This is a genomic window from Thalassovita sp. ABM4_323 (assembly GCF_056158665.1).
The window spans coordinates 1,948,881-1,974,763 of sequence record NZ_JBSWTS010000007.1; the positions used below are offsets into that span (position 1 = coordinate 1,948,881).

Here is a 25,883-nt window from a genome sequence, read left to right on the forward strand (position 1 = left end):
ATTACGCTCGTTGGGTTGGGGACAGAAAGGCAAAGGACAGGGCCGGGCGCGCTGCGATCAGCAGGATCACAAAGCTGACCAGCGTATAGCCAGTGGCGATGGCGGTCAGGCCATGGGGGGCCATCAGCACCGTGTTCAGCATCAGCGCCACAGTCAGGATCGCGGTGACGGTGAACTCTTTTTGCGGCTCGCCATTGGCGCGCAGCCATCCGGCAGCGGCGGTCCACAGCAGTGCCGGGATCGCGGCCAGGCACAGGATCGACACCACCTCGGCGTGCTGGGCCCAGCCGTCCCCAAGCAACAGCGGGACATAGATCGGGGCCAGGGCGGCTTGCAGCAGCACAATCGGGGTAATGACGGCCATGCTGAGGACAATGGACTGGCGCAGGGCCGTGGCGCGATCCGGTGCGGCGCACAGATGCGGAAACAGCACGGTGGCAAAAGCGACCGAGAAGGAACTGGCGATGCTGAGCCCGGCGTTAAAGGCCATGAAGTAGATGCCCAAGGCCTCGGCGCCCAGCAGCATGCCAACGATCAGCTTGTCTGCCTGCATCCGCAGGGCCTTGACGATCTCGACCCCAAGAATGGCCCAGCCGAAGCGGAGGAACGGAGCGATGGGGGCGGGGGTGACCAGGCGGTTCCTGCGCCAGGGCGCCAGTCGGCGCATGGCCAGCAGCCAATATGGCGCGGTCAGCAGTCGTGGCAGGATCAACGCCAGCGCCGAGGGCCAGATCAGCGCCAGACCCGCTGACAGGAGATTTGCGATCACCACCTGGCTGCCGGCTATGGCTGCGGTCTGGCGCAACTTGCCGTTCCGCATGGCCAGACCGGCCTGTACCAACCCGCCGGGCATGAACAGGTATTCCCCGGCCAGCAGCAGGATCAGGATCGGAACGATGGGGTCTGCGCCGCCCAGCCAGAAGGCCAGGGCGATCAGGCTTTGCAGGGTGAACAACCCCAGGCACCAGGCCCAGAATATCCGGTGCGCCGTGGCGCAAGTGGCGGGCAAATCGCGCTCGCTTGCGGCAATGATCCGTTGGATCACGCCGTTTTCAGTCAGTGCCTTCAGGATGTCGGCGGCCGCCAAAGCGGTTGCGGCCAGCCCGATTTGCAGCGGATCTAAGCGGTGTGCGATCACCACGACCACAAACAGGCGCGAGCCCTTGGCCGCGGCCTCGGACGCGCCATAGGCGGCCAGGTTGCGCAGCAGGGTGCCAAAGGTTGCGGAGTGCTGGGTCATAGGGAATCTCATCCAGAAAGGGTTTCGTTCTCCTTAAGATAGAAGAAGGGCCGCCGGGGTGTGGGGCGCCGATGGAGGGGCGAAGCGGGCGTTGGCATGGGGGCCTATCCGTGTGGGTAGGCGGGCTATGCGCCTGCGTGTGAGGGCTGGAGGCAAGGCTGCGCGCAGCTAGTTGCCTTCGCGCGCGGGGCGGGCGTAAGGTGCAGTGAGTATTTGAAGAGCAAAGAAAGAGTTGGGCGATCATGAGCAGCCGCGTGATGCGAGCCTTGTTAGGTGCGACGGTTCTGGGGCTTGGGGGCTGTGCGGCCAGTGTTGAGCCGGAGAATATCGAACCCGTTGCCCAAGGGCGGGCCTATCAGGCGCAGTATCGGGCGCCGTCGGCCAAGGTGGCACAACCACCTGTGCTTGTATCTGCGAGAATGAACGCAGCGCGGTGTCGCCCTGCGCTGGGGGATCGTGCGGGGCGGGGCAAGGGGGCCGGTTGGCAGCCCTTGTTGGGCGAGCGCTTGTCGCGCAATGATCTGGTGGATGTGCGGGTCGATGACGATGAGGTGCTGAACGGCCAATACGTGATTTCGCGTGATGGGACGCTGAAATTGCCATTTCTGGATCCGATTCCGGCACAGGGGCGCCGGGTCGACGAGGTGGAGGCCGAGCTGGGGCATGCGCTGCTTGAAGAGGGGTTTTATGATGTGCTGCCGCGCCTGTCGGTGCGGGTGACGGATTTTGCCTCGGTCTCGGTCGGGGTTTCGGGGGCCGTGTTCGAGGCCCATGCGGTTGAAATCGGGGGGACACCGGGGGATCAGGTGGACAGCCGCCGCCAGGGCGCGTTGGGGGCGTCGACCGAGGCGCGAAACCTGTCGGCGGCGGTGCGTGCGGCCGGAGGGATACGCCCGGATGCGGATTTGTCGGCGGTCGAGCTGCGGCGCGGGGACGCGCGGCACGTGTTGGATTTGCGCGACTTGTTTGAGGGGGCGGACAGTGCGGATGTGATGTTGCTGGCAGGGGACAGGATCTTTGTGCCCAGTCGCGAATGCTTCCAGGACGACTTGATGCGCCCCGGACCGCTGAGCCCGCCTGGCGTCAGTCTGTTCCTGTCCAATCTGACGCAACCGGCGACGGGGAATGCGCCCTCGGCGATTGGGCGTGAGGTGCGCGAGGTGCCCTATGGGACGCGCTATATACAGGCGGTCGTGGATACCAACTGTGTTGGCGGGGCGCGGGCGACCAGTGCGCATCGCTCGGCCATTCTGGTTTCGCGCAATCCGATCAGCGGGATCTCGACCGTGATTGAACGCGAGATCGAGCCCCTGCTGCGCCGCGCGGATCGGGACGATTTTGATCCGTATGTGCTGCCGGGGGATGCGGTGGCCTGCTATGACAGTACGGTCACCAACCTGGCCGAGGTGGGCCGGGTTTTGGGTATTGTCGGCGCGGCGTTGTTGTTGGACTAACGTGTTGTTTCCAAATGGATTCTGATCTGGGCAAGGGTTTTGTCGGTGTCGGCTAGGTACCGGGAATATCACCAAGCCGGGCGGTGAAAACAGGTTTAGGACGACCCGTTTCCGGATTGATTTCCCACTTGAGCCACAGGGCGGATGGCCCCACATGGGACAAGATCGTGTCCGGGCGACCATGGCCGCCTTTGGCGTTTGCTGCAAGTGGCAACAAGGTCGCCTATTTCGAGATGGCGCGCGGCGGGGATCGGCTGGTCGTCGCGGATATTCGCTAGTCTTGGCCCGGGGAAATTGTGCTTGGGTCGTGAGCGGCCCAGATGTCCCGAGCGGTCTTGATTTTGTCGGCAAGGGTGGCCTGCAGCTCCTCCGAGCTGGAGGCGTGTTCGATCTGCACCAGGGCGTCGCGCAGCCCAAGCTGACTGAAGGCGGCGGCGCTGCCGGCCACTTTGTGGCACCGTGCGGCCAATTCTTGGGTGTCGGTGGGGGCGGTGGCAAGCCAGGCCATCAGCGCATCGGTTTCATCGATGAAACGCTGTTTCAGGCTGGCCATCACATCGTTTTGCGGTGCCGGTCTTGGGGCAGGCGAGGGCGGCGCGCTGGCGCGCCGGGCGGCGGTCAGGACGGTGTCCAGTTCCTCGCGCTGCAAGGGCTTGCCCAGAAACCCGGTCATCCCGGCTTCGACGATCTGGTCGCGTACCTCGGGCAAGACATTGGCGGACAACGCGACGATGGCGCTATGGGCCGAGGGTCCGCCCTCGGAGCGGATGCGCCGGGTGGCTTCCAGCCCGTCCATCACGGGCATGCTGATATCCATCAGGATCAGGTCAAAGCCATGTTTGGCAGCGGTTTGCACGCCGTCCAGACCATTGGCCGCCGTGCTGACCTTGTGACCTTTGCGTTGCAAAAGTTCGCACACCAGATGCTGGTTGATCTCGTTGTCTTCGACCACAAGGATATCCAGCGGTTCAGAGCGCGTGGCGGCGTGTTTGGCCACCTGATCGGGCGCTGGGCGGGCGGTTTCGACAAAGGGCAAGCGCACCCAGAAAACGCTGCCCTCGTCCAGCGTGCTTTCGACACCCAGCGAGCCCCCCATCGCCTGCACCAATCGGCGCACGATGCCCAGCCCCAATCCGGTGCCGCCTGCTGCGCGCTGGAACGAAGTGTCAACCGTTTGAAAATCCTCGAAAATCCGGTCTTGGTCGTCGGGCGAGATGCCAAGGCCGGTGTCGATGATGCGGAATTCGACCTCGACCGAATTGTCGCCGGCATTGCGGTACAGCCGTTCCGCCTCGAGAGAGATCTTGCCGTTTTCGGTGAACTTGATCGCGTTGCCGACGAGGTTCAGCAGGATCTGTTGCAGCCGCGCGGCATCGGTCATCACCCAGTCAACGGGTGCGCCGATCCAGCCACGTTCCAGACGGTTTCCGTTGGCCTCGGCATAGCCGGATTGCCCATCCACGATGTCCTGCATCAATGTGCCCAGATGGGTGGGGCTTTCGTCCGGGGCGATCTGGCCAGATTCGAACCGGGCGATATCCAGCACCGTATCCACGTGGCGCATCAGTTGTTTCGCCGAGATCGACATATTCGCGGCATAGCGTTCCTGTTGGCGGCTCAGGCGGGTGTCTTCCAGCAAGGACAGATTGCCCAGAACCCCATTCAGCGGCGTGCGGATTTCATGGGTCATCACGGCCAGGAAATCGGCTTTGGCCTTTTCCCCGGCCAGGGCACGGTCACGGGCTTCGACCAGTTCTTGCTCGGCGGCGACCTGAGCCGAAATATCGCGCAGGAACCCGATCACGATCATGTCTTCGCCTTCGCCCGCGGCCTCGAGCGCCAATTCCACCGGGAACACCTCGCCGGATTTACGCATGCCTTCCAGCTTCACGCGGCCATGGCCGACCACGCGATGCGCGCCGCCTGCGATCATGCGTTTCATTCCGGCCGAGTGGGCCTGTCGCAGATGTGGAGGAATGATCACCTCGGCCAGGGGCTTGCCCAGTACCTCGTGCGGGGTATAGCCGAACACTTTTTCCGCCGAGGCATTGAATTCGACGATCCGCCCGTGTCGATCCGACACGATCACCGCATCCAACGAGGCCGTCACGATTGAATTCAGCCGGGTGTGGGCGTTTTGCAGCTCCATCCGGCTGCGATGGCTTTGTTTGCCCACCCGGTGCGAATAATAGGCCAACAGCGCCAGCGCCGCGATCAAAGAGGTCGTCACCAGCGCCAGACGTTTCAGCGATATCGCGATGGATTCCCGGCGGGCATCCGATTGCGAAGCAAAGTAATACAGGCCGGAATTAGCGATGCGCCGCACGGTATCGCGCAGGGTTTCGGCGTCTTGCTCGAACGCGATGACCTGCGCGCGGTCCGCCGTCTCCATCGAGTCGATCAGCCCCACATGCCGGTCCAGAAACTGTCGGGCGGCGCTGAGCGATCGGGTGAAATCAGGGTTCTGGCGAAGCCCGTCATACAGCCGACCGGATTCCAGCGTGACGATACGGCTATAGAACACATCAAAGGCCCGGCGCACCGCGCGGGCCTGAATGTCGGGGCCGAGCAGGTTCTCTTCCAACACGTGGTGGAATTCCATGAACTCGACCTCGGCCTGGGCCAGAGTCCATTGCACGTTGTCCGAATTCGCAGTTTCCAGCAGGCGCAGGTCTCGGGTCACCGCCTGGCTAAGCGAAATGATTGCCAGGATGCACAGCGCCGCGACGGTCAGCAGAACGGTAAAGCCTTGCCGCCGCAAGGTGCGGACACCTTTGAATGCGATGCTCATCTATGCCTCGTTTTGGACAGGTCAGTCTATGATCTCGATCTGGTCCAGCTGCCAGATACTGCGAGAGTACACCACTTCGGTGCGAAATCGAGGGTCGGAATCATAAGGGTAAACAACCCAAAGTGGCCCTTTGTCGCGCACCGACATGGTGTCGCCGTTCAGTTCATATGCGATGATCGGCCCGCCATCCTGAGCGTCGCTGGTGGGGATCTGGACCTCGTAGGCGTTGATCGCGATAGCGCGCAGCGCGCTGCCCTGGGCCCCAAGCGCGGCCAGCAACGAATTCAGCGGCACGCCTTTGAATTGCTGCGGGCCGTTGGTCCAGATCGTGCTGGTTTCAAATGCCTGCGAGGGCAGGGCGCGCAGCATATCCAGATCAAATAGGGCTGTATCCTTGGCATTGGTTTCGGCGATATTGCCCGACACGGTCAGGATGACCTCGCCCTGAGGCACGGCCAGTTCTGCCCAGGCAGGCAAGGCGAGAGAGGTTATCAGGGCGGCGGCGGTCAAACGGATATGGGCAAGCATGGGTACTCGGGGTCAGGTTTCGGTTGTATTTGTTATGGCACGGACAGCGCAGGCACGCATCCGCGCCGTGGGATAGGCCCCTACCCGAACGGGTAGGTGCGCTATCCTTTGGGCAGGGTTGGACCTAAGCGACAGCGTTTTGAGGGGCCAACAGGCTGCGCAGGGCAGGGGTGACGCCTGCTGCCAGCTCGGGCCGATCCAGGGCAAAGGCGACCGTTGCCTCGACATAGCCGCGCACCGATCCGCAATCATAGCGCTGGCCCTCGAAGGCCAGGCCCGACACGCCGACGCTGTCGACATCGGCGTTGATCGCGTCGGTTAGCTGGATTTCTCCGCCCGCGCCGGGGCCCTGATCGGCCAGCCGGTCAAAGATCGCCGGGGTCAGGATATAGCGGCCAATCACGGCCTGGGTCGAGGGCGCGACCTCCGGGCGGGGTTTTTCCACCAAACCGCGGGCGCGCAAGATCGGGCCGTCCGCAGTGTCGCAATCCAGCACGCCATAGCTGCTGACTTGCGCGCGGGGCACCTGCATCGTGGCCACCATATGCCCGCCGGTTTTGGCATGGGCGGTGACCATCTGGGCCATGGCAGGAACCGGCGCGCGGATCACGTCATCGGGCAGGATCACGGCAAAGGGGTCATCCCCCACCAATTTACGCGCCAGGCTGACAGCATGGCCCAGCCCACGCGGGCGGTCCTGACGCAGAATGGTCATCGCTCCCTCGCTCATGCGGGTGGTGGCCAGGCGGTTCAGAAGGTCGGTTTTGCCCTTGCGCTCCAGATCGGATTCCAGCGCGGCATGGGCGCAGAAATAGTCCTCGAGCGCGGATTTCCCGGGGGCGCTGACGAAAATGAACTCTTCGATCCCGGCGGCGCGGGCCTCGTCCACGGCGTATTGGATCAGCGGGCGATCCACCAGCGGCAGCATCTCTTTGGGGATGGATTTGGTGGCGGGCAGAAAACGCGTGCCCATGCCAGCGACGGGAAAGACGGCTTTGCGAATATGGGTCATGTCGGTGTCCTTTCTGGGATCAATAGGCGCCGCGGCCAGTGACAACGGCGCGGAAGGTCAGGGCGATCAAAATCAGGTCCAGCAGAACCGAGCGCGAGCGGGCATAGGCGACGTCCATGTCCACCATCTTGTCAAAGCTGATATCGGCGCGGCCCGACACCTGCCACAGCCCGGTCAGGCCAGGTTTGACCGACAGGCGTTCTAGCGCGCGGGTGGGATAGGCGCTGGTTTCCTCGGGCAGGGCGGGACGCGGGCCAACCAGAGACATCTGCCCCTTCAGCACGTTCAGGATCTGGGGCAACTCGTCCAACGAGGTGCGGCGCAGCAGGCGCCCCACCCGGGTGACGCGCGGATCATGGCGGGATTTAAAGCAAATGCCATCGCGGTCCGAGCTGTCCAGCAATGCCGCTCGTTGCGCCCCGGCATCCTGCACCATCGAGCGGAATTTCAACATTCGGAATTTGCGACCGTCCTTGCCGACCCGTTCCTGGCTGAAAAACACGGGGCCGCGACTGTCCAGCTTGATGGCCAGCGCAATTGTCGCGAAAACCGGCAGCAAGGGGATCAGGCCCAGGCCGGTCAGCGTCAGGTCCAGCACCCGTTTGCGGGTGGCGGTGCGGTCGCGATTTTGCAAGGCGTGACGGGCGGCGCGGGCCAGAAACGTGACATTCCCGATCAAGTAGCGGCGGGCCATGCGGCGGGGCTCCATCGCCAGACGCCAGGCCCACTCGGCCCGCATTCGGCGGATTTTGACAGGGGCGCGCTGCACGGTCCCGGCCAGAAAATCAAACAGCGCGCCGACGCCCAGGTTCAGCCGGGTGTTCAGCTGGGGCAGGTTGCGATCCAGCCACAGCTCTTGCAGGGGCACGCCCATCGCGACCAGCAGGATATCCGCGCCCGAGGCATTGATCTGCGCCACGGCCTTGGCCTCGTCCTGAGCTTGCGCATAGCCATCCAAAGTGCCGGCAATGCGCAGGCCGGGGATGTTCACAGCCAGCCTCCCAGCCGCTGCCTGCGCCGTCCCCGGCCGCCCCCCCACCAGAAACACCGACAGGCCGCGTTTGGCCGCGCGGGCCAACAGCTCGGGCACGAAATCGGTGCCGTTCAGGTTCTGGGTCAGGCGATGGCCGGTCATCTTTGCGGCCAGCTCGACCCCGATCCCGTCGGGAAGAACATAATCCGCCCGTGCCAGCGCCGCGGCGTACCCCCGATGGGCCGCGCGGACATTCAGGCAATGGGCATTGATGAAAAAGACCTGCCGCGCTGCGCCGTCCAGCAGCGCCTCCGCCGTGTCGTGAGTGGTGGCGTCAACCACGGGAAGTCCCAGAATGGGAAGCGTCGGCAGGCGTGTATCCCGGGTGAAGTGGCGGGACACACTGGGGGCAACTTGGCTGTCAGAGACGCGGGCCGGAACGCCCTGACCGTCGGGAATGAATGCGGTGTCGTGCAGCATTGGGAACCTCCGTTCGTTCGAATTTGTCAGACTTTCCTTAGTCATGACCGATCGTCTGGGGGGCTCTCAAGCGAGCGGGCGGACAGGGTGTCGGGGCGTTAGAGGGCATGATTTATGCAATCGGAACAGGGCTTTGCGGCCCAATGGATCGAATGCCACCCCTTCGGATAGGTCCCCTGACCAGATGGGGCTGGATTAGAGCTTGAGTTTGGCGAACCCGCCCTAGATAATCGCGTATAACAAGAGATGAGTGAGTGACTTGCGTATCCTGATCGCCGATGACCACGAATTGCTGCGCGACACGCTGGTCGCGTTTCTATCCTCTGAGGATGGGTTGCAAACCGACACTGCCCCCAGCTTTGACAAGGCTTGCCAGATGATCGAGGCGAATGGTCCCTATGATCTGGTGCTGCTGGACTACAAGATGCCGGGGATGCGCGGGATCGACAGCCTGAAGGAAGCGATGGGCATGGCGGGCGGGCAACGTGTGGCGCTGATCTCGGGCGAGGCGACCAAGGCCATCGCCGAAGACGCACTCGAGGCCGGGGCCGCCGGGTTTGTTCCCAAAACGCTGCCTGCGAAATCGCTGGTCAATGCCATCAAATTCATGGCGATGGGTGAACAATACGCTCCGATCGATTTCATGACGGCGGCGGACGAGGCCGAAACCCACCCGCTGGCGGAAAAGCTGACCCAGCGGGAAATGCAGGTGCTCAAGGGCCTGACCGAGGGCAAATCCAACAAGGAAATCGCCCGCGATCTGGATCTGACCGAGCCAACGATCAAGCTGCATATGAAAACGCTGTATCGCAAGCTAGAGGTCGGCAATCGGACTCAGGCCGCCATTATCGCGCGCGACGCGGGCCTGTTCTGATCTGACCCATCCGAACGGATAGGCGCGCATCCGGCTGCGCCCTTCTACCATCCTGCGGCGCAAGGGCATCGCTGCGGCAAACACGGTATTCCTGGGGCAAAGGAGTTTTGCCCATGTTGTTTGCCTCGCGTGTTTCTGCTGCCCCTTCTGATAACCCGACCGGCCGTTTGGCGTTGTGGCGCAGCCCGTTGCGCCAGTTGTCTTCGGCGCGGCTGCTAAAGGGGGGGCGCATCGCGGATGCTGGGCGCTTGCCGCGTTATGCCGGTGTCTTCCTGATTGGCGCGGCCGCGATCTGGGCGCCTATCACGGGGTATCTACAAACTGCGCCGTTGCGCTATACCTCTTATATGTCGCTGATCCTGCCGGGGTCGGGGGCATCGGCCTCGGTCAATCTGAATGATATCGGGCAGGCGTCTTCTTATGCGAATTCGGCGTTTTCCAGCAACTCCATCAGCCCGACCGAAACCTATAAGCGTTTGATCGGGGCCGAGCGTATCCTGATCGACGCCGCCGACTTGATGGGGATGCAACGGCGCGACTTTGGTACCCCGCGCATCAATCTGGTGGACCAGACCGGGCTGATCCATTTGCAGATGGTGGGCAACTCCCCCGAGGACGCACAGGCACGCGGCGAGGCGGTCCTGTCTGCCTTTTTCGCCGAGCTGGACCGGTTGCGTCGTGACGAGCAAGTCACCCGCGAGGATGGCGGGCTGGAGGCGATCCGGGAGTATCGTAACTCGATCCAGGCCACGCGGGACGGTATCGCTGAGTTGCAGCGCCAGACGGGGCTTTTCTCGGCGCAGCAGTATCAGGATCAGGTCTCGGCGAACGAGTTACTGCGTGGCGACGTGGATCAACTGGCCGCGTCATTGCAGCAACGCACCGGCGCGGTGCAGATGTTGCAGGCCAAGCTGGGGCTAAGCCCCGATCAGGCGGCCGCCGCGCTGAAACTGTATGCAGATGCCGAGTATCTGGCCATGGTGCAACAGATGTCGGCGCGCGCAGCGGATCTGGCGGATCTGAACTCGCGGTTTGGGGCGCAGCATCCGTCGGTCAGCCGAGCGCAGGGGACCTATCAGACCGAGCGGCGCAATGCACTGGCGCGCGCCATGGCGTTGACCGGGCTGACGCCGCAAGTGCTGGGCCGGATCGACGTGGCCCCGGATGGTGCGCGCGCTGAATTGCTGGCCGAACTGGTGCGCCAGGAAACGGATCGGGCTGGTCTGGCCGCGCAATGGCGCGAGATGTCCACCCGGTTCGAGCGGGAATCCAAGCGGCTCGAGCGCATGGCCCCCATGGCGGCGCGGCTCGAGGATATGCAGCGCGATTTCGCCGTGGCCGAGGCGGTGTTCGCATCGGCCATCGCCCGCACGCAATCCAGCAAATCGGACATCTATGCCTCGTACCCGCTGGTGCAGGTGCTGGAGAACCCGACATTGGCGGACGCTCCCTCCTCGCCGCGTCGCAAAATCGCGATTGCCGCCGGGGTCGCAGCGACCTTTATGATGCTGATTGGCTTGGCCTTGGGCTGGGTCCGCGCGGCACTGATCGCGCGCTTGCTGCACAAAGGCGCCAAACGATGACCCCCGCCAACCCGGCCGAGGCCATTGTCTATCGCGCGCTGGTCTGGACCTGGCCGTTTTATGCCCTGGGCGCGCTGTATGTGGTGGGGCCCGTGCTGGCCTGGCTGTTGGCGATGCTGGGGGTATTGGCGCTGTATCTGGGCCCCGCGATCCGCGAAGATCTGCGCGCCACCGGCCCCGTGCCTCCTATCGTTTGGGCTTGGATCGCTGGAATGTTGGTGATGCTGGTTGCCCTTTGGGTCGGCCATCTGGACTGGGGGTTGGGGCTGAAGAAGACCATCAAATCCTCGATCGGTTGGGCCAAGGGCTGGGCGCTGCTGGCGCTGTTCATCTTTGCCGGGGCAGTCCTGCCGATCCGGCGCGAGATCCTGATCCGCGGGCAATGCATCGTGGGGGCGTGGACGCTGGCCCTGGCGCCGATCCTGCTGATGGCGCCCTATATTGGTCTGCCCGAGCGCATTTTCACCTCGCCGCTTAAGGCTATCGGAGGGCCGGGCCCCGAGTATTTCTCGGTCTATTTCTTCACATTCGATCCGGCTAGTTGGACCCCGCGCTGGCAGTTCTATGCCCCGTGGTCCCCCTTTGCCGCGTTGCTGGGCGTGATCATGGTGCTGTTCGCGCTCGAGGAAAAAGACCGCCGTTGGATGGCCGTTGGGATCGCGGCCGGTGTGCTGATGATCCTGGCCTCGAAATCGCGTATGGGGCTGGTGGGGCTGGTGGCCTGCACCATCGGCCCGCGCATGGTGCCGCTGATCCTGAAGGGCTGGGCCTGGCAGGTGGTGGCGGGGCTGACGGCCTCGTTGGCGGTGCTGGGCACGTGGCTGCTGCAAAGCATCGAAACGGGGATCGCGGCCTTCAAAGGCGCCCGCGCCGACAGCACCCGCGTGCGCGCCACATTGCAACGCATCGCCGAGGAACGCTGGCGCACCGAGGCGCCGTGGTTTGGTCACGGCACCGTGCAGCCCGGCCCGCATTTGGTGGAATACATGCCCATCGGCAGTCACCATACTTGGTACGGGCTGTTGTTCGTCAAAGGTCTGGTCGGTTTCCTGGCGCTGCTGGTGCCACTGTTTTGGCAAATCGGGGTGTCGTTGCTGGATGCGGCGCGCGGTCCACGCGGTTGGCTGCCGCTGGGGATCGTGATGACAATCGTGTTGTTGTCCTTTGGCGAAAACCTGGAGATCGAGGCCTACATGCTGTGGCCGGGCTTGTTGATTCTGGGCATCCACGCACGCGAACTGGCCGATGAAAAGACCCGGAATTCTGGCCGGGACGTCAGGAACTCCACGCTTGTCCCAACGGAATGACCCCGCGTCGCTCCTCAAATCGTATGACGATTTTGTCTATCAATTATGCCATCCTCATGCTGTACTTGGGCGGAATGATATTTCGCATAGAGAAAAGGGGGGAGACATGGATTTCGGAATCAGAGAGGAGAACCGCAAGCTGCTGGATCGCGTTGCAGCCATGGTTCGGGACGAAATCGCACCGCTGGCCGAAGAGTACGAGGCCGAGGTCGCCAAGGGGGATCGCTGGCAATATACCGATCGTCAGACGGAAATTCTGGAAGGGTTGAAAGCCAAGGCCAAGGCCGAAGGCCTGTGGAATTTCTTTCTGACCGACAGTGACAAGGGCTTTGGCCTGACCACGGTGGAATACGCTTACTTCGCCGAAGAGATGGGCAAAACCCCGCTGGGCGCCGAGGTCTTCAACTGTTCGGCCCCTGATACGGGCAATATGGAGGTGTTCGAACGCTACGGCACCGAAGCGCTGAAAAAACAATGGCTTGAACCGCTTCTGGCGGGTGAAATCCGCTCGGCCTATTGTATGACCGAACCCAACGTGGCCTCGTCGGACGCCACCAATATCTCGATGTCCTGTGTGCGCGATGGTGATGAATACGTCCTGAACGGTGAAAAATGGTGGGCCTCGGGGGCAGGGGATCCGCGCTGTGCCGTCTACGTCGTGATGGTGAAAACCGGCGGCGACGATCACCCTAAGCACAAGCAGCACTCGATGGTCATCGTGCCCGCAAACGCCGAGGGGATCGAGATCCTCCGCCCGATGCAGGTGTACGGCGACGATGACGCGCCCCACGGCCACATGCATATGCGCTTTACCAATGTGCGCATCCCGGCAGAAAACCTGCTGCTGGGCGAAGGGCGCGGCTTCGAAATCTCGCAAGGCCGCCTGGGGCCGGGTCGCATCCACCACTGCATGCGCGCCATTGGCCAGGCCGAGGCAGCACTGGAATTGCTGTGCAAACGCTCGCTGGAACGCGAGGCTTTCGGCAAACCCCTGGCCCACCTGGGCGCCAACTACGACATCATCGCCGAATGCCGGATGGAGATTGAACAGGCCCGCCTGCTCTGCCTCAAAGCCGCGTGGTACATGGATCAGGGCGATGCCCGCGCCGCCGCCCCCTGGATCTCCATGATCAAAACGGTCGCCCCGCGTATGGCGCTCAAAGTGATCGACGAGGCCAGCCAGATGTTCGGTGCCCAGGGTGTCAGTCAGGACACTCCGCTCGCCCATGCCTGGACCCATGTGCGGACCCTCCGCCTGGCCGACGGTCCCGACGCCGTCCACCGCCGGCAAATCGCCCGGACTGAAATCCGCAAATACACCCAGCAAAAAGTCTGAACAGAAAAGGGGGCCGCGCGGCCCCTTTCCTTTCTTTGTTCCCAAAATACTCCGGGGTGAATGCGCGCAGCGCAGAGGGGCAGCGCCCCTTTTATCACTCGGCAGGCTGGAACCCCTCGATCAACTGGCGCAGCCCCAAAGCCGCCCCCGCAAAAATCGCCAGAAACGTCACTGGCGCCGAAAAGGCCAGCATGGAAAACGCGCTCAGCCCCTGGCCCACAGTGCAGCCAAGGGCCAGCACAGCCCCGGCGCCCATCAGTGCGGCCCCGGTGATCTGACGGCGCAGCTCACGCGGATCCTCACAGGCTTCCCACCTGAAATGACCCTTGATCAAGGACCCGATAAAGGCGCCTAGGATGACCCCCGCAACCGAGCCCACCGCAAAAGAGGGCACCCGCGCGGACGCCGTCATGAAATACAGCAAGCTTTCCCCGACAGGGGCCGAGAAACTGTGCGACACGACCTGGATATCTGCAAACCCCGTGGTCGCAACCCAATGGCTACCCGCCCAGCCGGACACGATGGCGACACCCACAACGACGGACCAGAAGATCGCTTTGGCTTCGGTGACAAAGGCCTTGTTGGCCAGGGCTCCCAGGATGATCACCGCGCCGATCGCAATGCCGATGGCGTTGACTGACGCTCCGGTCCAGCTGCCCAGCAAATGCGCGATGCCCGGCGGCAGGTCATTCACCACGTCCTCTTGCGGAAACAACATCACGCGCAACGGCGCCAAGGGCCCCGACAGGACTGCATAGGCCGACACGCCCATCACCAGCACGATCACAAAGGCGCGCATATCGCCGCCACCCAGACGCGCGATGGATCCGTAGCCGCAGTTGCCCGCCAGCGCCATGCCATACCCGAAGATCAGCCCGCCCAGAACCGAGGCAAAAGGCATCCACCGGATCGACAGGTAATAAGAGCTTTCGGTTTGCAGCAGTCCAGAGGCAGCCAGGGTGAAACTGCCCAGAACGGCCACACCAATCGCCAGCGCCCACATCCGCATGCGCGTGTCCGAGCCGCCATACAGCAGGTCCTCGATTGCGCCCATGGTGCAGAACCGGCCCAACCGCGCGGCCAGACCCAGCAACAGGCCTCCGCCCATGCCAAACAGGGCGACAAGTACTTCTTCCGTCAGAAACTCCGGCATGATCCTCTCCTCCCTAGGATCGCCGCGGCGTCCCGCGTCGTATTCAGATTTTCATGTCAAGAGGGCCTGTTCAGTCCTCATCCGCGCAGAACAGGTCGTAGACCAGTTCGAGTATACGCCGAGGTTTGTCATCCGCCAAACGGTAATAGATCGCCTTGCCCTCGCGGCGGGGGATCACCAGACCCTCGAGGCGCAGGCGCGACAGCTGCTGGGACACAGCCGCCTGACGGGCGGACAGCAGCTCTTCCAGTTCGGTGACGGATTTTTCGCCGGTAACAAGATGGCACAGGATCATCATCCGGCCTTCGTGGCTGACTGCCTTCAGAAAATTAGACGCATTCGTGGCGTTTTCCACGATACGGTCCATCTCCGGTTCGGTGATGGTGTCTGTGAACACCGGCAGTGCCATGATCTGTCCCTTTGGCGTTGGCCCTTTGATTTTTGATCTTATCAACTATTAATTCGGTTCTGTCCAGACGGGCGCCGCATCGCAGCACCAGCCCTTAGCCCGAGGATCGTGCGAAATCGGTCTTGGCCTTCAGCATCATGTCCAGAAGACCCCAAAAGAAGTCTTCGCCCGGATAGCCTTCGATCCTACCGATCTCGGTATTGTTTTCCACCAGCACGAAGGTCGGGGTGTAGATGACCTTGCGTGCAAAAGTCACGCCATCGGGCGCGCCATCGTTGATGTCGATGATCCGCAGCGGGGCGTATTTGCCCTCGGCCGTGTTGGGATAGATGGGGCCCAGATCGTCTTTCCACTCGATGCAATAATGGCAGCCCTTTCGTTCCACCATGATCAGCTCGGCCGCTTGCGCGGGCAGGGCCTGAGCCACGATAAACAGGAGGGGGGCAAGAAAAAGACGCAGGCTCATGAGGCACCTGATTGACGGAATGTTATCGTACAACATAATATGAATATGTGAATTGTTCAAGGAGTTGCTCCGATGTTGGATATTTCCTTTGCCGGGGCTGCGGTTGCGGGGCTTCTGAGCTTCTTTACCCCCTGCATCCTGCCGATGGTACCGTTTTACCTGTGCTACATGGCCGGAATTTCCATGTCCGAGCTGCAAGACGACGGCGAGATCGCCCCGGGTGCACAGCGACGGTTGGTGATCTCGGCGGTGTTTTTCGCCCTGGGGGTCAGCACCATTTTTGTACTGCTGGGCATGGGGGCGACCGCACTGGGACAGGCCTTTGCGCAGTGGAACAAGCCGCTCAGCTATGTGGCCGCGGCGATCCTGCTGCTGTTTGGCCTTCATTTTCTGGGCGTCCTGCGCATCCCGCTGCTGTATCGCGAGGCCAAGCTGGAGAGCAAAGCCGAGCCCACGACCATCATCGGTGCCTATGTGATGGGGCTGGCCTTTGGCTTTGGCTGGACACCCTGCGTGGGGCCGGCGCTGGCCTCGATCCTGATGATCGCCAGTGGGATGGGGGATATCTGGCGCGGTGGGCTGTTGCTGTTGGTGTATGGTCTGTCCATGACCGCGCCCTTCATCGTGGCGGCACTGTTCGCAAAACCATTCCTGCGCTGGATGCAGCGCAACCGCAAATATCTGGGCCATGTAGAAAAGGTGATGGGGGTGATGCTGATCCTCTTTGCGGTGCTGATCGCGACCAATGCGGTCAACCTGATTGCCGACGCCATGATCCGCTGGGTCCCGGGGTTTGCCGGACTGGGATAAACGTTCAAGAGGGAGGAGACTATGAAACGACTATTGATGACAATCAGCGCGGTGATCGCGCTGGCGCTGCCCGTGTCCGCCGAGGTTGGCGATGACGGGCTGCACAAGGAACCCTGGATGCGCGACACCTTCAAGGACCTGCGCGAGGATCTGGACGAGGCCAACGCCGAAGGCAAACGATTTGCCGTGATTATCGAGCAACGCGGCTGCATCTATTGCCGGAAAATGCACGAAGAGGTCTATATCGATCCGGAGCTGTCTCAATTCATCGATGACAACTTCTTTATGGTGCAAATGAACCTGCATGGCAGCGACACCGCGACCGATTTTGACGGGCAGGAAATGGCCCAATCGGACCTCATGCGCAAATGGGGGATTCTGTTTACGCCGACGGTGATTTTCTTTCCCGAAGAGGTGCCAGAGGGCGTTCCGGCCCCCCAGGCGTCGGTCGCGATCATGCCCGGGGCCTTCGCCAAAGGCACCACCACCGACATGTATACCTGGGTCGCTGAAAAGCGGTACCTGCTTGATAACGGGGAAGATTTTCAACGGTACCATGCGCGACGCATCCAAGAGCGAAACAATGGTAAATTTGACTGACCTATTGCGCAACATCTAAAAAATTCACAACTGTGAATTTGTTGTTGCGTTCATCGAGGACGGTGAACTACGGTATACCAAGCTAGCACAGCCAAAAATAATCCATGGGAGGAATCATGCGGCTTACAACACTGACACTGGTGGCGAGTTTTGCTGCCGGGGCGGCATTCGCCAATCCGGTTGCGCCCGCTGATGTAGTATTCACTGAAGACGGGGCCGTCGAGAAGTCCCTGACCGGTGCGCCTGGCAATGCCGAAGCAGGCTATGACGTGTTTTCGAACAAGAAAAAAGGCAACTGTGTTGCCTGTCATCAGATCGAAGCGCGCCCAGAGTTGACCTTCCCCGGCAATGTCGGACCGATGTTGGACGGCGTGGGCGAAAACCGCTCTGTCGCAGAACTGCGTGGCATCCTCGTGAACTCTAAGAAGACCTTCGAAGGCACGGTTATGCCTGCCTACTATAAGGTTGATGGGTTCATCCGCCCGGGCAACGCCTATACCGGCAAAGCGCCCGATGGTGCCCTGGATCCACTGCTGTCCGCGACACAAATTGAAGACGTGATTGCCTTCCTGTCCACTCTGAAAGAGTGATCAGGGGCGAAAGACTTAAGGAGATGAACATGGAATTCTCAAGACGCGACACGCTGGCGCTTGGGCTGGGGGCAGCGGCTCTGACCGTTCTGCCGATCCAGGTCAACGCAGCAGCCGAAGACGCAATCGCCGCCTTCACGGGGGGTGCCGACGTGGCCGAGGGCGGCGTCAACCTGACCGCGCCTGAAATCGCGGAAAACGGCAACACGGTACCGATTTCGGTCGACGCTGCGGGCGCGACCTCGATCATGCTGCTGGCCACCGGCAACCCGACTCCAGGCGTTGCGACCTTCAATTTCGGTGAACTGGCGGGCTCGCAATCGGCCTCGACCCGGATCCGTCTGGCAGGCACCCAGGACGTCGTGGCAATCGCCAAGATGGCCGATGGCTCGTTTGCCAAGGCCAGCTCGACCGTCAAGGTCACCATCGGCGGCTGCGGCGGCTAATCAGGACAAGGAGACAAGACAATGGCATCTGGTGTAAAACCCCGCGTCAAGGCCCCCAAAAAGGCCGCGGCTGGCGATACCGTCACGCTGAAGACCCTGATCAGCCACAAGATGGAATTGGGTCAGCGCAAGAACAAGGATGGCTCGGTCATCCCGCGTTCGATCATCAACCGCTTCACCTGCGAATTCAACGGCAAGTCCGTTGTTGACGTCACGCTGGAGCCCGCGATCTCGACCAACCCATATTTCGAATTCGAAGCTGTGATCCCCGAAGCGGGCGAGCTGAAATTCACCTGGTACGATGATGACGGGTCGGTTTACGAGACCTCGAAGAAGGTCGCAATCGCATAATAATACCGGTGACCTGTTCCGGTACGTTGCATGGCCGGGACAGGTTCACCACAGGGAGGAAGCTAGATGAAATTCAAGCAACTGACTGCCGTCACAGCTTTGGCGTTTGCTTTGCCCGTAATGGCGATGGCCGATGCGGATGATGACAAACTGGTCGTGAATGATGAGCTGGAAATGGTCACAAAGACCGCCGCCCCAGCGCATCTGTCGGACGTGCTGGACGAGGTGATCTCGGGCTGGCATTTCCGGTCGGACAACACACAGGTGATGCAGGCGGACGACTTTGACAACCCCGGTATGCTGGCCGTCGAGGCCGGTATGGAAGACTGGGACACTGTTGAGGGCTCCGAGGGCAAATCCTGCGCGTCCTGTCACGGCGATGTCGAGGACAGCATGAAAGGCGTGCGCGCCGTCTATCCCAAATGGAACGACGGGGCCGAAGAGGTCCGCACCCTGGAAATGCAGGTCAATGACTGCCGCGAAAACCGTATGGGCGCTGACAAGCTGAAATACACTTCGGGCAAGTTGACCAACATGGTCGCGCTGATCAGCCTGCAATCGCGTGGGATGCCGGTAAATGTCGCCATTGATGGCCCCGCCGAAGCGATGTGGGAGCAGGGCAAAGACATGTACTATACCCGCACCGGTCAGCTGGAACTGTCCTGCGCGAACTGTCATGAAGACAACTATGGCAACATGATCCGCGCCGACCACCTGAGCCAGGGTCAGATCAACGGCTTCCCGGTGTATCGCCTGAAAAACGCCAAGCTGAACTCGGTTCACGCGCGTTTCAAAGGCTGCGTACGTGACACCCGTGCCGAGACCTACAAACCCGGCAGCGCCGATTTCGTCGCGCTGGAACTGTATGTCGCCAGCCGTGGCAACGGCCTGTCGGTCGAGGCACCCTCGGTTCGGAACTGATCTTTCGTTCAGAGCGGCCGGTGTGCCTGGCCGCTCTGAAGACCCCACTTAAAGATCGCAAAACATTGATATTCAGGGCCATTTCGGCCTGACCTCTGGTTCCTCCCGCCAGGGGCATAGGAACACCTAACCGCTCGGAGTTATGAGCTATGATCTCTCGCCGCGATTTTCTTCAGGTTTCGATGGCCGCGTCCGCGATGTATGGCGCGTCGGGCTTTGGCAATTGGGCCCGTCTGGCCGCACAGCAAAAACTGACCCAGGACGAGTTGCTGCAATTCGACACCTTTGGCAATGTGTCGCTGATCCACGTCACCGACATTCACGCTCAGCTGAAGCCGATCTATTTCCGCGAGCCCGAGATCAACCTGGGTGTTGGGGCCGCCAAGGGGCAGGTGCCCCACGTCACCGGCGCGGATTTCCGTAAGATGTATGGGATCAACGATGGCTCTCCCTCGGCCTATGCGCTGACCTATAACGATTTCTCTTCGCTGGCGCAGGCCTATGGCAAGGTTGGCGGCTTGGATCGCGTGTCGACCGTGATCAACGCCATCCGCGCCGAGCGCCCTGATGCGTTGCTGCTGGACGGCGGTGACACCTGGCACGGCAGCTACACTTGCTATCACACCGAAGGCCAGGACATGGTCAACGTGATGAACGCGCTGAAACCCGATGCGATGACCTTCCACTGGGAATTCACGCTGGGCTCGGCCCGGGTCGAGGAAATCGTCGCCGATCTGCCCTTCGCGGCCCTGGGCGCGAATATCTTTGATGCCGAGTGGGACGAACCGAGCGAGAACTTCGAACCTTACCGTATGTTTGAACGTGGCGGTGTGAAGATCGCCGTGATCGGTCAGGCCTTCCCCTATATGCCCATCGCCAACCCGCGCTGGATGTTCCCGGAATACAGCTTTGGGATCCGCGACGAACGGATGCAGGAAGTGGTCGAGGAAGTGCGCGCCGAGGGCGCCGAGCTGGTCGTGCTGCTGTCGCATAACGGTTTCGACGTGGACAAGAAGATGGCGGGCCGTGTGCAGGGTATCGACGTGATCCTGTCTGGCCACACCCATGACGCACTGCCCGAGCCGGTTCTGGTGGGCGACACAATCATCATCGCCTCTGGCTCGAACGGGAAATTCGTCAGCCGCGTTGATCTGGACGTGCGCGACGGCCGTATGATGGGCTTCCGCCACAAGCTGATCCCGATCTTCAGCGACGTGATTGAACCCGATGCCGCCGTGACCGCCGTGATCGACGAACAGCGCGCCCCCTACGAGGCCGCCATGTCCGAGGTGATCGGTAAGACCGACAGCCTGTTGTATCGCCGCGGTAACTTCAATGGGACCTGGGATGACCTGATCTGTGATGCTCTGCTGTCTGAACGCGAGGCCGACATCGCCATGTCGCCCGGTGTACGCTGGGGCCCGTCGATCCTGCCGGGTCAGGACATCACCCGCGAGGATATCTGGAACGCCACTTCGATGACCTATGGTCAGGCTTACCGCACTGAAATGACGGGTGAATTTATCGGAGTGATCATGGAAGACGTGGCCGACAACCTGTTCAACACGGACCCCTATTACCAACAGGGCGGCGACATGGTGCGCATCGGCGGCATGGGCTACAAAATCGACGTCAGCAAGCCTCAGGGCGAGCGGATCAGCGACATGACCTTGCTGAAGACCGGCGAACTGATCGACCCGGCCAAGACCTATCAGGTGGCCGGCTGGGCCAGCGTTAACGAAGGCACCGAGGGCCCGCAGATCTGGGATGTGGTCGAAAGCCACATCAAGAAAATGGGCACCGTCACCGTGAACCCGCATGACAACGTGAAAGTGGTGGGGGCCTAAGGGCTCGTGTCACCGGGCTATGTTGCGCCCGCATCATTCACACAGATGAATTTAAGAATTTCAAAGGAGGCAAAGACAAATGACAGTCCGCTTCAAAGGTAAACAGCCCTCGCGGCGCGCGTTCCTAAAAGGCACGCTGGCGTCGACCGCAGGTGCGGTTGCCGGGGCAGGGGCCGCCGGTGCGGCCACGCCGGACCCGCTGATCACCGAGAAACAGGAATGGGCGATGGGCCTGGGCGATGGCGTGGACGCCACCCCCTATGGTCTGCCGATCCAATACGAAGGCGACGTGATCCGCCGCAATGTGGAATGGCTGACGGCTGATACGATCAGCTCGATCAACTTCACGCCGATCCACGCGCTGGACGGCACGATCACCCCGCAGGGCTGTGCGTTTGAACGCCACCACTCGGGCGCGATCGACATGAAGAAGGAAGACTTCCGCCTGATGATCAACGGGTTGGTGGATACGCCGCTGGTGTTCACCTACGAGGATCTGGAGCGCTTCCCGCGCGAGAATAAGACCTTCTTCCTGGAATGCGCGGCCAACACCGGCATGGAATGGGCGGGCTCGCAGCTGAACGGCGCGCAGTTCACCCACGGGATGATCCACAACATGGAATATTCCGGCATCTCGCTGCGGGCGCTGCTGGAAGAGGCCGGTCTGGGTGCTGCGGGCGATTTCAAGGACAAATGGGTCTATGTCGAAGGTGCGGATGCGTCCTCGAATGGCCGCTCGATCCCGCTGGAAAAAGCGCTGGACGACTGCATGATCGCCTTCAAGGCCAATGGCGAGGCGCTGCGCAAAGAGCACGGCTATCCCGCCCGTCTGGTCGTTCCCGGTTGGGAAGGCAACATGTGGGTCAAGTGGATCCGCCGCATCGAAGTGACCGATCAGGCCATCGAAAGCCGCGAGGAAACCAGCAAATATACGGACACGCTGGAAGACGGCACAAGCCGCAAATGGACCTGGGTCATGGACGCCAAATCGGTTGTCACCAGCCCCAGCCCTCAGTCGCCGATCAAGCACGGCCACGGCCCGCTGGTCATCACCGGTCTGGCCTGGTCGGGCCGTGGTGCGATCACCCGTGTGGATGTGTCCAAGGACGGTGGCAAGACCTGGGAAACCGCTCGTCTGGCCAACCCCGGTCAGCCCATGGCGCTGACCCGCTTCTATCTGGACACCGAATGGAACGGCGAGGAAATGCTGCTGCAAAGCCGCTGCATGGATGACACCGGGTACGTTCAGCCAACCAAACACATGCTGCGCGACGTGCGCGGTGAAAACTCCATCTACCACAACAACTGCATTCAGACCTGGTGGGTCAAAGCGGACGGGGAGGCAGAGAATGTCGAAGTATCGTAATCTGTTGATCGGCTCTGCGATCGCTGCCATGGCTGCCGTTCCGGCCTATGCCGACAAGATGGGCCTGGGCCGTCCCGCGCTGCCCGAGGAAATCGCCGCCTGGGATATGGACATCGCGCCTGATGGAACCGGGTTGCCTGTTGGGTCGGGCTCGGTTGAGGATGGTGAGGTCGTATTCGTGGACAACTGTGCCGTCTGTCACGGTGAGTTCGCCGAGGGCGCGGGCAACTGGCCCAAGCTGGCCGGGGGCGAGGACAGCTTGGCCGACAAGGATCCGCTGAAGACCGTGGGGTCCTACTGGCCATACCTGTCGACCGTCTATGACTATGTCCGCCGCTCGATGCCGTTTGGCGCTGCTCAGACCATGAGCGACGACGACGTCTATGCGATTACCGCGTATATCCTGTACTCGAACTATCTGGTCGAAGATGATTTCGTCCTGTCGAACGAGAACTTCATGGACGTGGAAATGCCCAATGCTGGCGGGTTCATCGTGGATGACCGCGAAACCACCGAGAAGCATTTCTGGACCGAACCTTGCATGGAGAACTGCAAGGAGGGCGAGGTGAAAATCACCATGCGCGCCGCCGTTCTGGACGTGACCCCAGAAGAGGACAAGCCCACCGAAGCCAAGGCCGAAGAACCGATGGAAGAGGCCAAGGCCGAACCTGCGCCTGCGCCCGAGCCAGAAGCCAAACCTGAACCGGCCATGGCTGCGCTGGACCCCGAACTGGTGAAAGCCGGTGAGAAGGTCTTTAAGAAGTGTAAATCCTGCCACCAGGTCGGTGACGGTGCCAAGAACAAGACCGGCCCGCATCTGAACAACGTGATGGGGCGGACGCTGGGCAGCATCGATGGTTTCAAATACTCGAAAACCATGGTTGCCATGGGCGAAGAAGGCACCATCTGGAACGAGGAAACCATGGCCGCGTTCCTGGCCAAGCCCAAGAAATACGTGAAGAAAACCAAGATGTCCTTTGCCGGTCTGAAGAAGGAAAAAGACATCGTGGCGATCACGGAATACCTGAAATCCCTGTCGCAATAAGCGCCGGGTAAGGGGGGCGGGGTTCCGGCCCCCCTTAAGACCATGTTGAGGGGCATGGTCCAAAACGTTGGTAAGACCGGGAGGAGGCCATGCCAGCATTTGCAGAAACGATCTTGGGGCGGCGCATGGCGCGGCTGTGGGATCTGTTGGCCCTTCGCTCTCCCGGATATTTGAAAGATAGCGGTTCGCATTTGGAGCCGCGCAACGGAGACGCGCGTATGTTCACCAATTGGATCAAGTCCGCCGGGTTGATTGCCGGATTGATCTTTGCCAGCCCTGCCGCCATGGCCGACCAGATCGGCGATGCGGAAAACGGGGCCAAGGTTTTCAAGAAATGTTCTGGCTGTCATCAGGTCGGGCAGGGGGCCAAGAACCGGGTCGGGCCGCATCTGAACGGCATTTTCGGCCGTAAAGCCGCCACCGTCAGCGAGGATTTCAAATACTCCAAGGGTCTGCGCCGCGCGGGGGCAGATGGGCTGGTTTGGTCGTTGGACAAGCTGGATGCCTATCTGGAAAACCCGAAGGCGCTGGTCACTGGCACCCGGATGAGCTTTCGCGGGTTGAAGAAAAAGCAGGATCGCAACGACGTTTTGGCCTATCTGCGCCAATTCTCGGACGATCCGGCCAACATCCCCGAAGCTCAGCCCACGCAGGTTCCGCCCGAGGTTGACCTGCCGCCGGAAATCCTAGCGATCGTCGGGGACCCGGACTATGGCGAATACCTGGCCAGCGAATGCACCACCTGCCATCAGCGCAGCGGAGCCGACGAGGGCATTCCCTCGATCACGCATTGGCCGGTCGAAGATTTCGTCATCGCCATGCACGCCTACAAACGCAAGATCCGTCCGCATCCGGTGATGCAGATGATGGCCGGGCGTTTGTCGGACGAAGAGATTGCGGCCCTGGCCGCGTACTTTAAGGACCTTGAAGGATGATCAAGGTCCGTCACTCATAAGGGAGGAAGACTTATGACACTCAACAGAAGAGCCTTTATCGGGACCGGCGTTGCCGCCGCGGCCGCGCTGTCGGCGCCTGCCGTTCGTGCAGGCAGCCATGGCAAGCCGCGTGTGGTGGTTGTCGGTGGGGGCGCTGGCGGGGCCACGGCCGCGCGCTATATCGCAAAGGACAGCAAAGGCGCGATTGACGTGACCTTGGTTGAACCGACGCGGATGTATTACACCTGCTTCTTCTCGAACCTGTATATTGGCGGGTTCCGTCAGCTGAGCTCGATCGGGCACAGCTATGGCACCCTGGCCAGCCAGTATGGCATTAACGTGGTGCATGACTGGGCCGTGGGTATTGATAACGATGCCAAAACTGTGTCGCTGGCAGGTGGGGCCAAGCTGCCTTATGACCGTCTGATCCTGTCGCCTGGCATTGATTTTGTGGATGGCGCGGTGCCCGGTTGGGACCTGACCAAGCAAAACAAGATGCCTCATGCCTATAAGGCGGGTTCGCAAACCGAGCTGCTGAAGGCCCAGATCGAGGCGATGCCGCAGGGGGGCACCTATGCGATGATCGCGCCGCCGAACCCCTTCCGCTGCCCGCCCGGACCGTATGAACGGGTCAGCATGGTCGCGCATCTGCTGAAAAACATTAACCCGACGGCGAAAATCCTGATTGCCGATCCCAAACCGAAATTCTCGAAGATGGCGCTGTTCCAGGAAGGCTGGGCGAACCACTATGACGGGATGATCGAATGGGTGGGCCCCGATTTCGGGGGCGACGTGGTCGAGGTGAATGCCGACGAGATGACCGTCAGCATTGACGGCGAGGTGACCAAGGTCGACGCATGTAACGTGATCCCGGCGATGAAGGCTGGCAAGATCTGCGACATGGCCGGCATCACCGAAGGCAACTGGGCGCCCGTGTCCGGCCACACCATGCAGAGCCGTATTGACCCCAATATTCACGTTTTGGGCGATGCGACGAACCAGGGTGACATGCCCAAATCGGGTTTCTCGGCCAATTCGCAAGCCAAGGTTGCCGCTATGGCCGTGCGCGGTGCGCTGACCGGTTCCAAGGTGTTCCCGGCGAAGTTCTCTAATACTTGTTGGTCATTGATCGACACCGATGATGGCATCAAAGTGGGCGCGTCCTACCAGGCCACGGATGAGAAAATCGCCAAAGTTGATGGTTTTATCAGCAAAACGGGCGAAGATGCCGCACTGCGCAAGGCCACATACGAGGAATTGGTAGGCTGGTACGCTGGTATCACTAATGATATGTTCGGCTGAACGCCAAAAGATCTGTTTCTGGTCCCTTCGGGGGCCAGGGGCTCCGACGAACAGGAACTAAGGA

24 protein-coding genes are annotated in these 25,883 nt (G+C 61.4%); 16 read left to right on the plus strand and 8 right to left on the minus strand.

Features of this window, described 5'->3' with window-relative positions; all coding sequences use genetic code 11:
• Position 1 precedes the first annotated feature (1 nt).
• Complete coding sequence (locus tag ACXADQ_RS12070; protein WP_475320536.1) at positions 2-1,240, minus strand: oligosaccharide flippase family protein; 1,239 nt, start codon at positions 1,238-1,240, stop codon at positions 2-4.
• A 242-nt stretch (positions 1,241-1,482) separates the two neighbouring features.
• Between ACXADQ_RS12070 and ACXADQ_RS12075 the strand changes: the two genes are divergently transcribed.
• Positions 1,483-2,694, plus strand: coding sequence for a polysaccharide biosynthesis/export family protein (locus ACXADQ_RS12075; RefSeq protein ID WP_475320537.1), 1,212 nt, complete (start codon positions 1,483-1,485; stop codon positions 2,692-2,694).
• Positions 2,695-2,968: 274 nt separating this feature from the next.
• Here ACXADQ_RS12075 and ACXADQ_RS12080 read toward each other — a convergent pair whose 3' ends face one another.
• The 4 genes from ACXADQ_RS12080 to ACXADQ_RS12095 all read right to left on the minus strand — a co-directional run bounded on the left by ACXADQ_RS12080 (position 2,969) and on the right by ACXADQ_RS12095 (position 8,478).
• A complete protein-coding gene (locus ACXADQ_RS12080; protein ID WP_475320538.1) occupies positions 2,969-5,485 on the minus strand; it encodes a hybrid sensor histidine kinase/response regulator in 2,517 nt (838 codons plus the stop codon).
• 21 nt (positions 5,486-5,506) lie between these two features.
• Complete coding sequence (locus tag ACXADQ_RS12085; protein WP_475320539.1) at positions 5,507-6,013, minus strand: putative pterin-binding protein; 507 nt, start codon at positions 6,011-6,013, stop codon at positions 5,507-5,509.
• A gap of 124 nt (positions 6,014-6,137) precedes the next feature.
• Positions 6,138-7,025 (minus strand): UTP--glucose-1-phosphate uridylyltransferase, encoded by an 888-nt coding sequence (locus ACXADQ_RS12090; RefSeq protein WP_475320540.1) that lies wholly within the window; start codon positions 7,023-7,025, stop codon positions 6,138-6,140.
• A 19-nt stretch (positions 7,026-7,044) separates the two neighbouring features.
• Positions 7,045-8,478: a WecB/TagA/CpsF family glycosyltransferase gene (locus tag ACXADQ_RS12095; protein WP_475320541.1), complete on the minus strand. Its 1,434-nt coding sequence runs from the start codon at positions 8,476-8,478 to the stop codon at positions 7,045-7,047.
• A 259-nt stretch (positions 8,479-8,737) separates the two neighbouring features.
• Here ACXADQ_RS12095 and ACXADQ_RS12100 point away from each other — a divergent pair, with 259 nt between their 5' ends.
• From ACXADQ_RS12100 to ACXADQ_RS12115, 4 genes are all read left to right on the plus strand, one after another.
• Complete coding sequence (locus ACXADQ_RS12100; RefSeq protein WP_475326072.1) at positions 8,738-9,352, plus strand: response regulator transcription factor; 615 nt, start codon at positions 8,738-8,740, stop codon at positions 9,350-9,352.
• Positions 9,353-9,465: 113 nt separating this feature from the next.
• Complete coding sequence (locus ACXADQ_RS12105; protein ID WP_475320542.1) at positions 9,466-10,935, plus strand: GumC family protein; 1,470 nt, start codon at positions 9,466-9,468, stop codon at positions 10,933-10,935.
• Complete coding sequence (locus ACXADQ_RS12110) at positions 10,932-12,242, plus strand: O-antigen ligase domain-containing protein (RefSeq protein WP_475320543.1); 1,311 nt, start codon at positions 10,932-10,934, stop codon at positions 12,240-12,242. The genes ACXADQ_RS12105 and ACXADQ_RS12110 overlap by 4 nt, the downstream gene beginning before the upstream one ends.
• A gap of 106 nt (positions 12,243-12,348) precedes the next feature.
• Positions 12,349-13,578 (plus strand): acyl-CoA dehydrogenase family protein, encoded by a 1,230-nt coding sequence (locus tag ACXADQ_RS12115; protein WP_475320544.1) that lies wholly within the window; start codon positions 12,349-12,351, stop codon positions 13,576-13,578.
• A gap of 94 nt (positions 13,579-13,672) precedes the next feature.
• Here the strand turns inward: ACXADQ_RS12115 and ACXADQ_RS12120 are convergent, their stop codons facing one another.
• The 3 genes from ACXADQ_RS12120 to ACXADQ_RS12130 all read right to left on the minus strand — a co-directional run bounded on the left by ACXADQ_RS12120 (position 13,673) and on the right by ACXADQ_RS12130 (position 15,606).
• Complete coding sequence (locus tag ACXADQ_RS12120; protein ID WP_475320545.1) at positions 13,673-14,731, minus strand: YeeE/YedE family protein; 1,059 nt, start codon at positions 14,729-14,731, stop codon at positions 13,673-13,675.
• A gap of 70 nt (positions 14,732-14,801) precedes the next feature.
• Positions 14,802-15,140, minus strand: coding sequence for an ArsR/SmtB family transcription factor (locus tag ACXADQ_RS12125; RefSeq protein ID WP_475320546.1), 339 nt, complete (start codon positions 15,138-15,140; stop codon positions 14,802-14,804).
• A 94-nt stretch (positions 15,141-15,234) separates the two neighbouring features.
• Positions 15,235-15,606, minus strand: coding sequence for a thioredoxin family protein (locus ACXADQ_RS12130; protein WP_475320547.1), 372 nt, complete (start codon positions 15,604-15,606; stop codon positions 15,235-15,237).
• 72 nt (positions 15,607-15,678) lie between these two features.
• On the opposite strand from ACXADQ_RS12130, the gene ACXADQ_RS12135 reads away from it, so the two are divergent.
• The 11 genes from ACXADQ_RS12135 to ACXADQ_RS12185 all read left to right on the plus strand — a co-directional run bounded on the left by ACXADQ_RS12135 (position 15,679) and on the right by ACXADQ_RS12185 (position 25,819).
• Positions 15,679-16,416, plus strand: a complete 738-nt coding sequence (locus ACXADQ_RS12135; RefSeq protein ID WP_475320548.1) for a cytochrome c biogenesis CcdA family protein — start codon at positions 15,679-15,681, stop codon at positions 16,414-16,416.
• Positions 16,417-16,437: 21 nt separating this feature from the next.
• Positions 16,438-17,016 (plus strand): thioredoxin family protein, encoded by a 579-nt coding sequence (locus tag ACXADQ_RS12140; protein WP_475320549.1) that lies wholly within the window; start codon positions 16,438-16,440, stop codon positions 17,014-17,016.
• Between the two features lie 116 nt (positions 17,017-17,132).
• Positions 17,133-17,606 (plus strand): sulfur oxidation c-type cytochrome SoxX, encoded by a 474-nt coding sequence (gene soxX / locus ACXADQ_RS12145; RefSeq protein WP_475320550.1) that lies wholly within the window; start codon positions 17,133-17,135, stop codon positions 17,604-17,606.
• A gap of 29 nt (positions 17,607-17,635) precedes the next feature.
• Positions 17,636-18,052 carry a thiosulfate oxidation carrier protein SoxY gene (soxY, locus tag ACXADQ_RS12150; protein ID WP_475320551.1) on the plus strand — a complete coding sequence of 139 codons (417 nt, stop codon included), beginning with the start codon at positions 17,636-17,638 and terminating at the stop codon, positions 18,050-18,052.
• 21 nt (positions 18,053-18,073) lie between these two features.
• The gene (gene soxZ, locus ACXADQ_RS12155; protein WP_475320552.1) at positions 18,074-18,403 is read left to right on the plus strand and encodes a thiosulfate oxidation carrier complex protein SoxZ; all 330 of its coding nucleotides are present in this window, start codon (positions 18,074-18,076) and stop codon (positions 18,401-18,403) included.
• Between the two features lie 66 nt (positions 18,404-18,469).
• Positions 18,470-19,324 carry a sulfur oxidation c-type cytochrome SoxA gene (gene soxA / locus ACXADQ_RS12160; protein WP_475320553.1) on the plus strand — a complete coding sequence of 285 codons (855 nt, stop codon included), beginning with the start codon at positions 18,470-18,472 and terminating at the stop codon, positions 19,322-19,324.
• Between the two features lie 149 nt (positions 19,325-19,473).
• Complete coding sequence (gene soxB, locus ACXADQ_RS12165; protein WP_475320554.1) at positions 19,474-21,171, plus strand: thiosulfohydrolase SoxB; 1,698 nt, start codon at positions 19,474-19,476, stop codon at positions 21,169-21,171.
• 79 nt (positions 21,172-21,250) lie between these two features.
• Positions 21,251-22,537: a sulfite dehydrogenase gene (gene soxC, locus ACXADQ_RS12170; RefSeq protein ID WP_475320555.1), complete on the plus strand. Its 1,287-nt coding sequence runs from the start codon at positions 21,251-21,253 to the stop codon at positions 22,535-22,537.
• Positions 22,521-23,582 carry a c-type cytochrome gene (locus ACXADQ_RS12175; RefSeq protein WP_475320556.1) on the plus strand — a complete coding sequence of 354 codons (1,062 nt, stop codon included), beginning with the start codon at positions 22,521-22,523 and terminating at the stop codon, positions 23,580-23,582. The genes soxC and ACXADQ_RS12175 overlap by 17 nt, the downstream gene beginning before the upstream one ends.
• Before the next feature lie 218 nt (positions 23,583-23,800).
• Positions 23,801-24,517 carry a c-type cytochrome gene (locus ACXADQ_RS12180; RefSeq protein WP_475326073.1) on the plus strand — a complete coding sequence of 239 codons (717 nt, stop codon included), beginning with the start codon at positions 23,801-23,803 and terminating at the stop codon, positions 24,515-24,517.
• Between the two features lie 33 nt (positions 24,518-24,550).
• A complete protein-coding gene (locus tag ACXADQ_RS12185) occupies positions 24,551-25,819 on the plus strand; it encodes an FCSD flavin-binding domain-containing protein (RefSeq protein WP_475320557.1) in 1,269 nt (422 codons plus the stop codon).
• Positions 25,820-25,883: the final 64 nt, after the last annotated feature.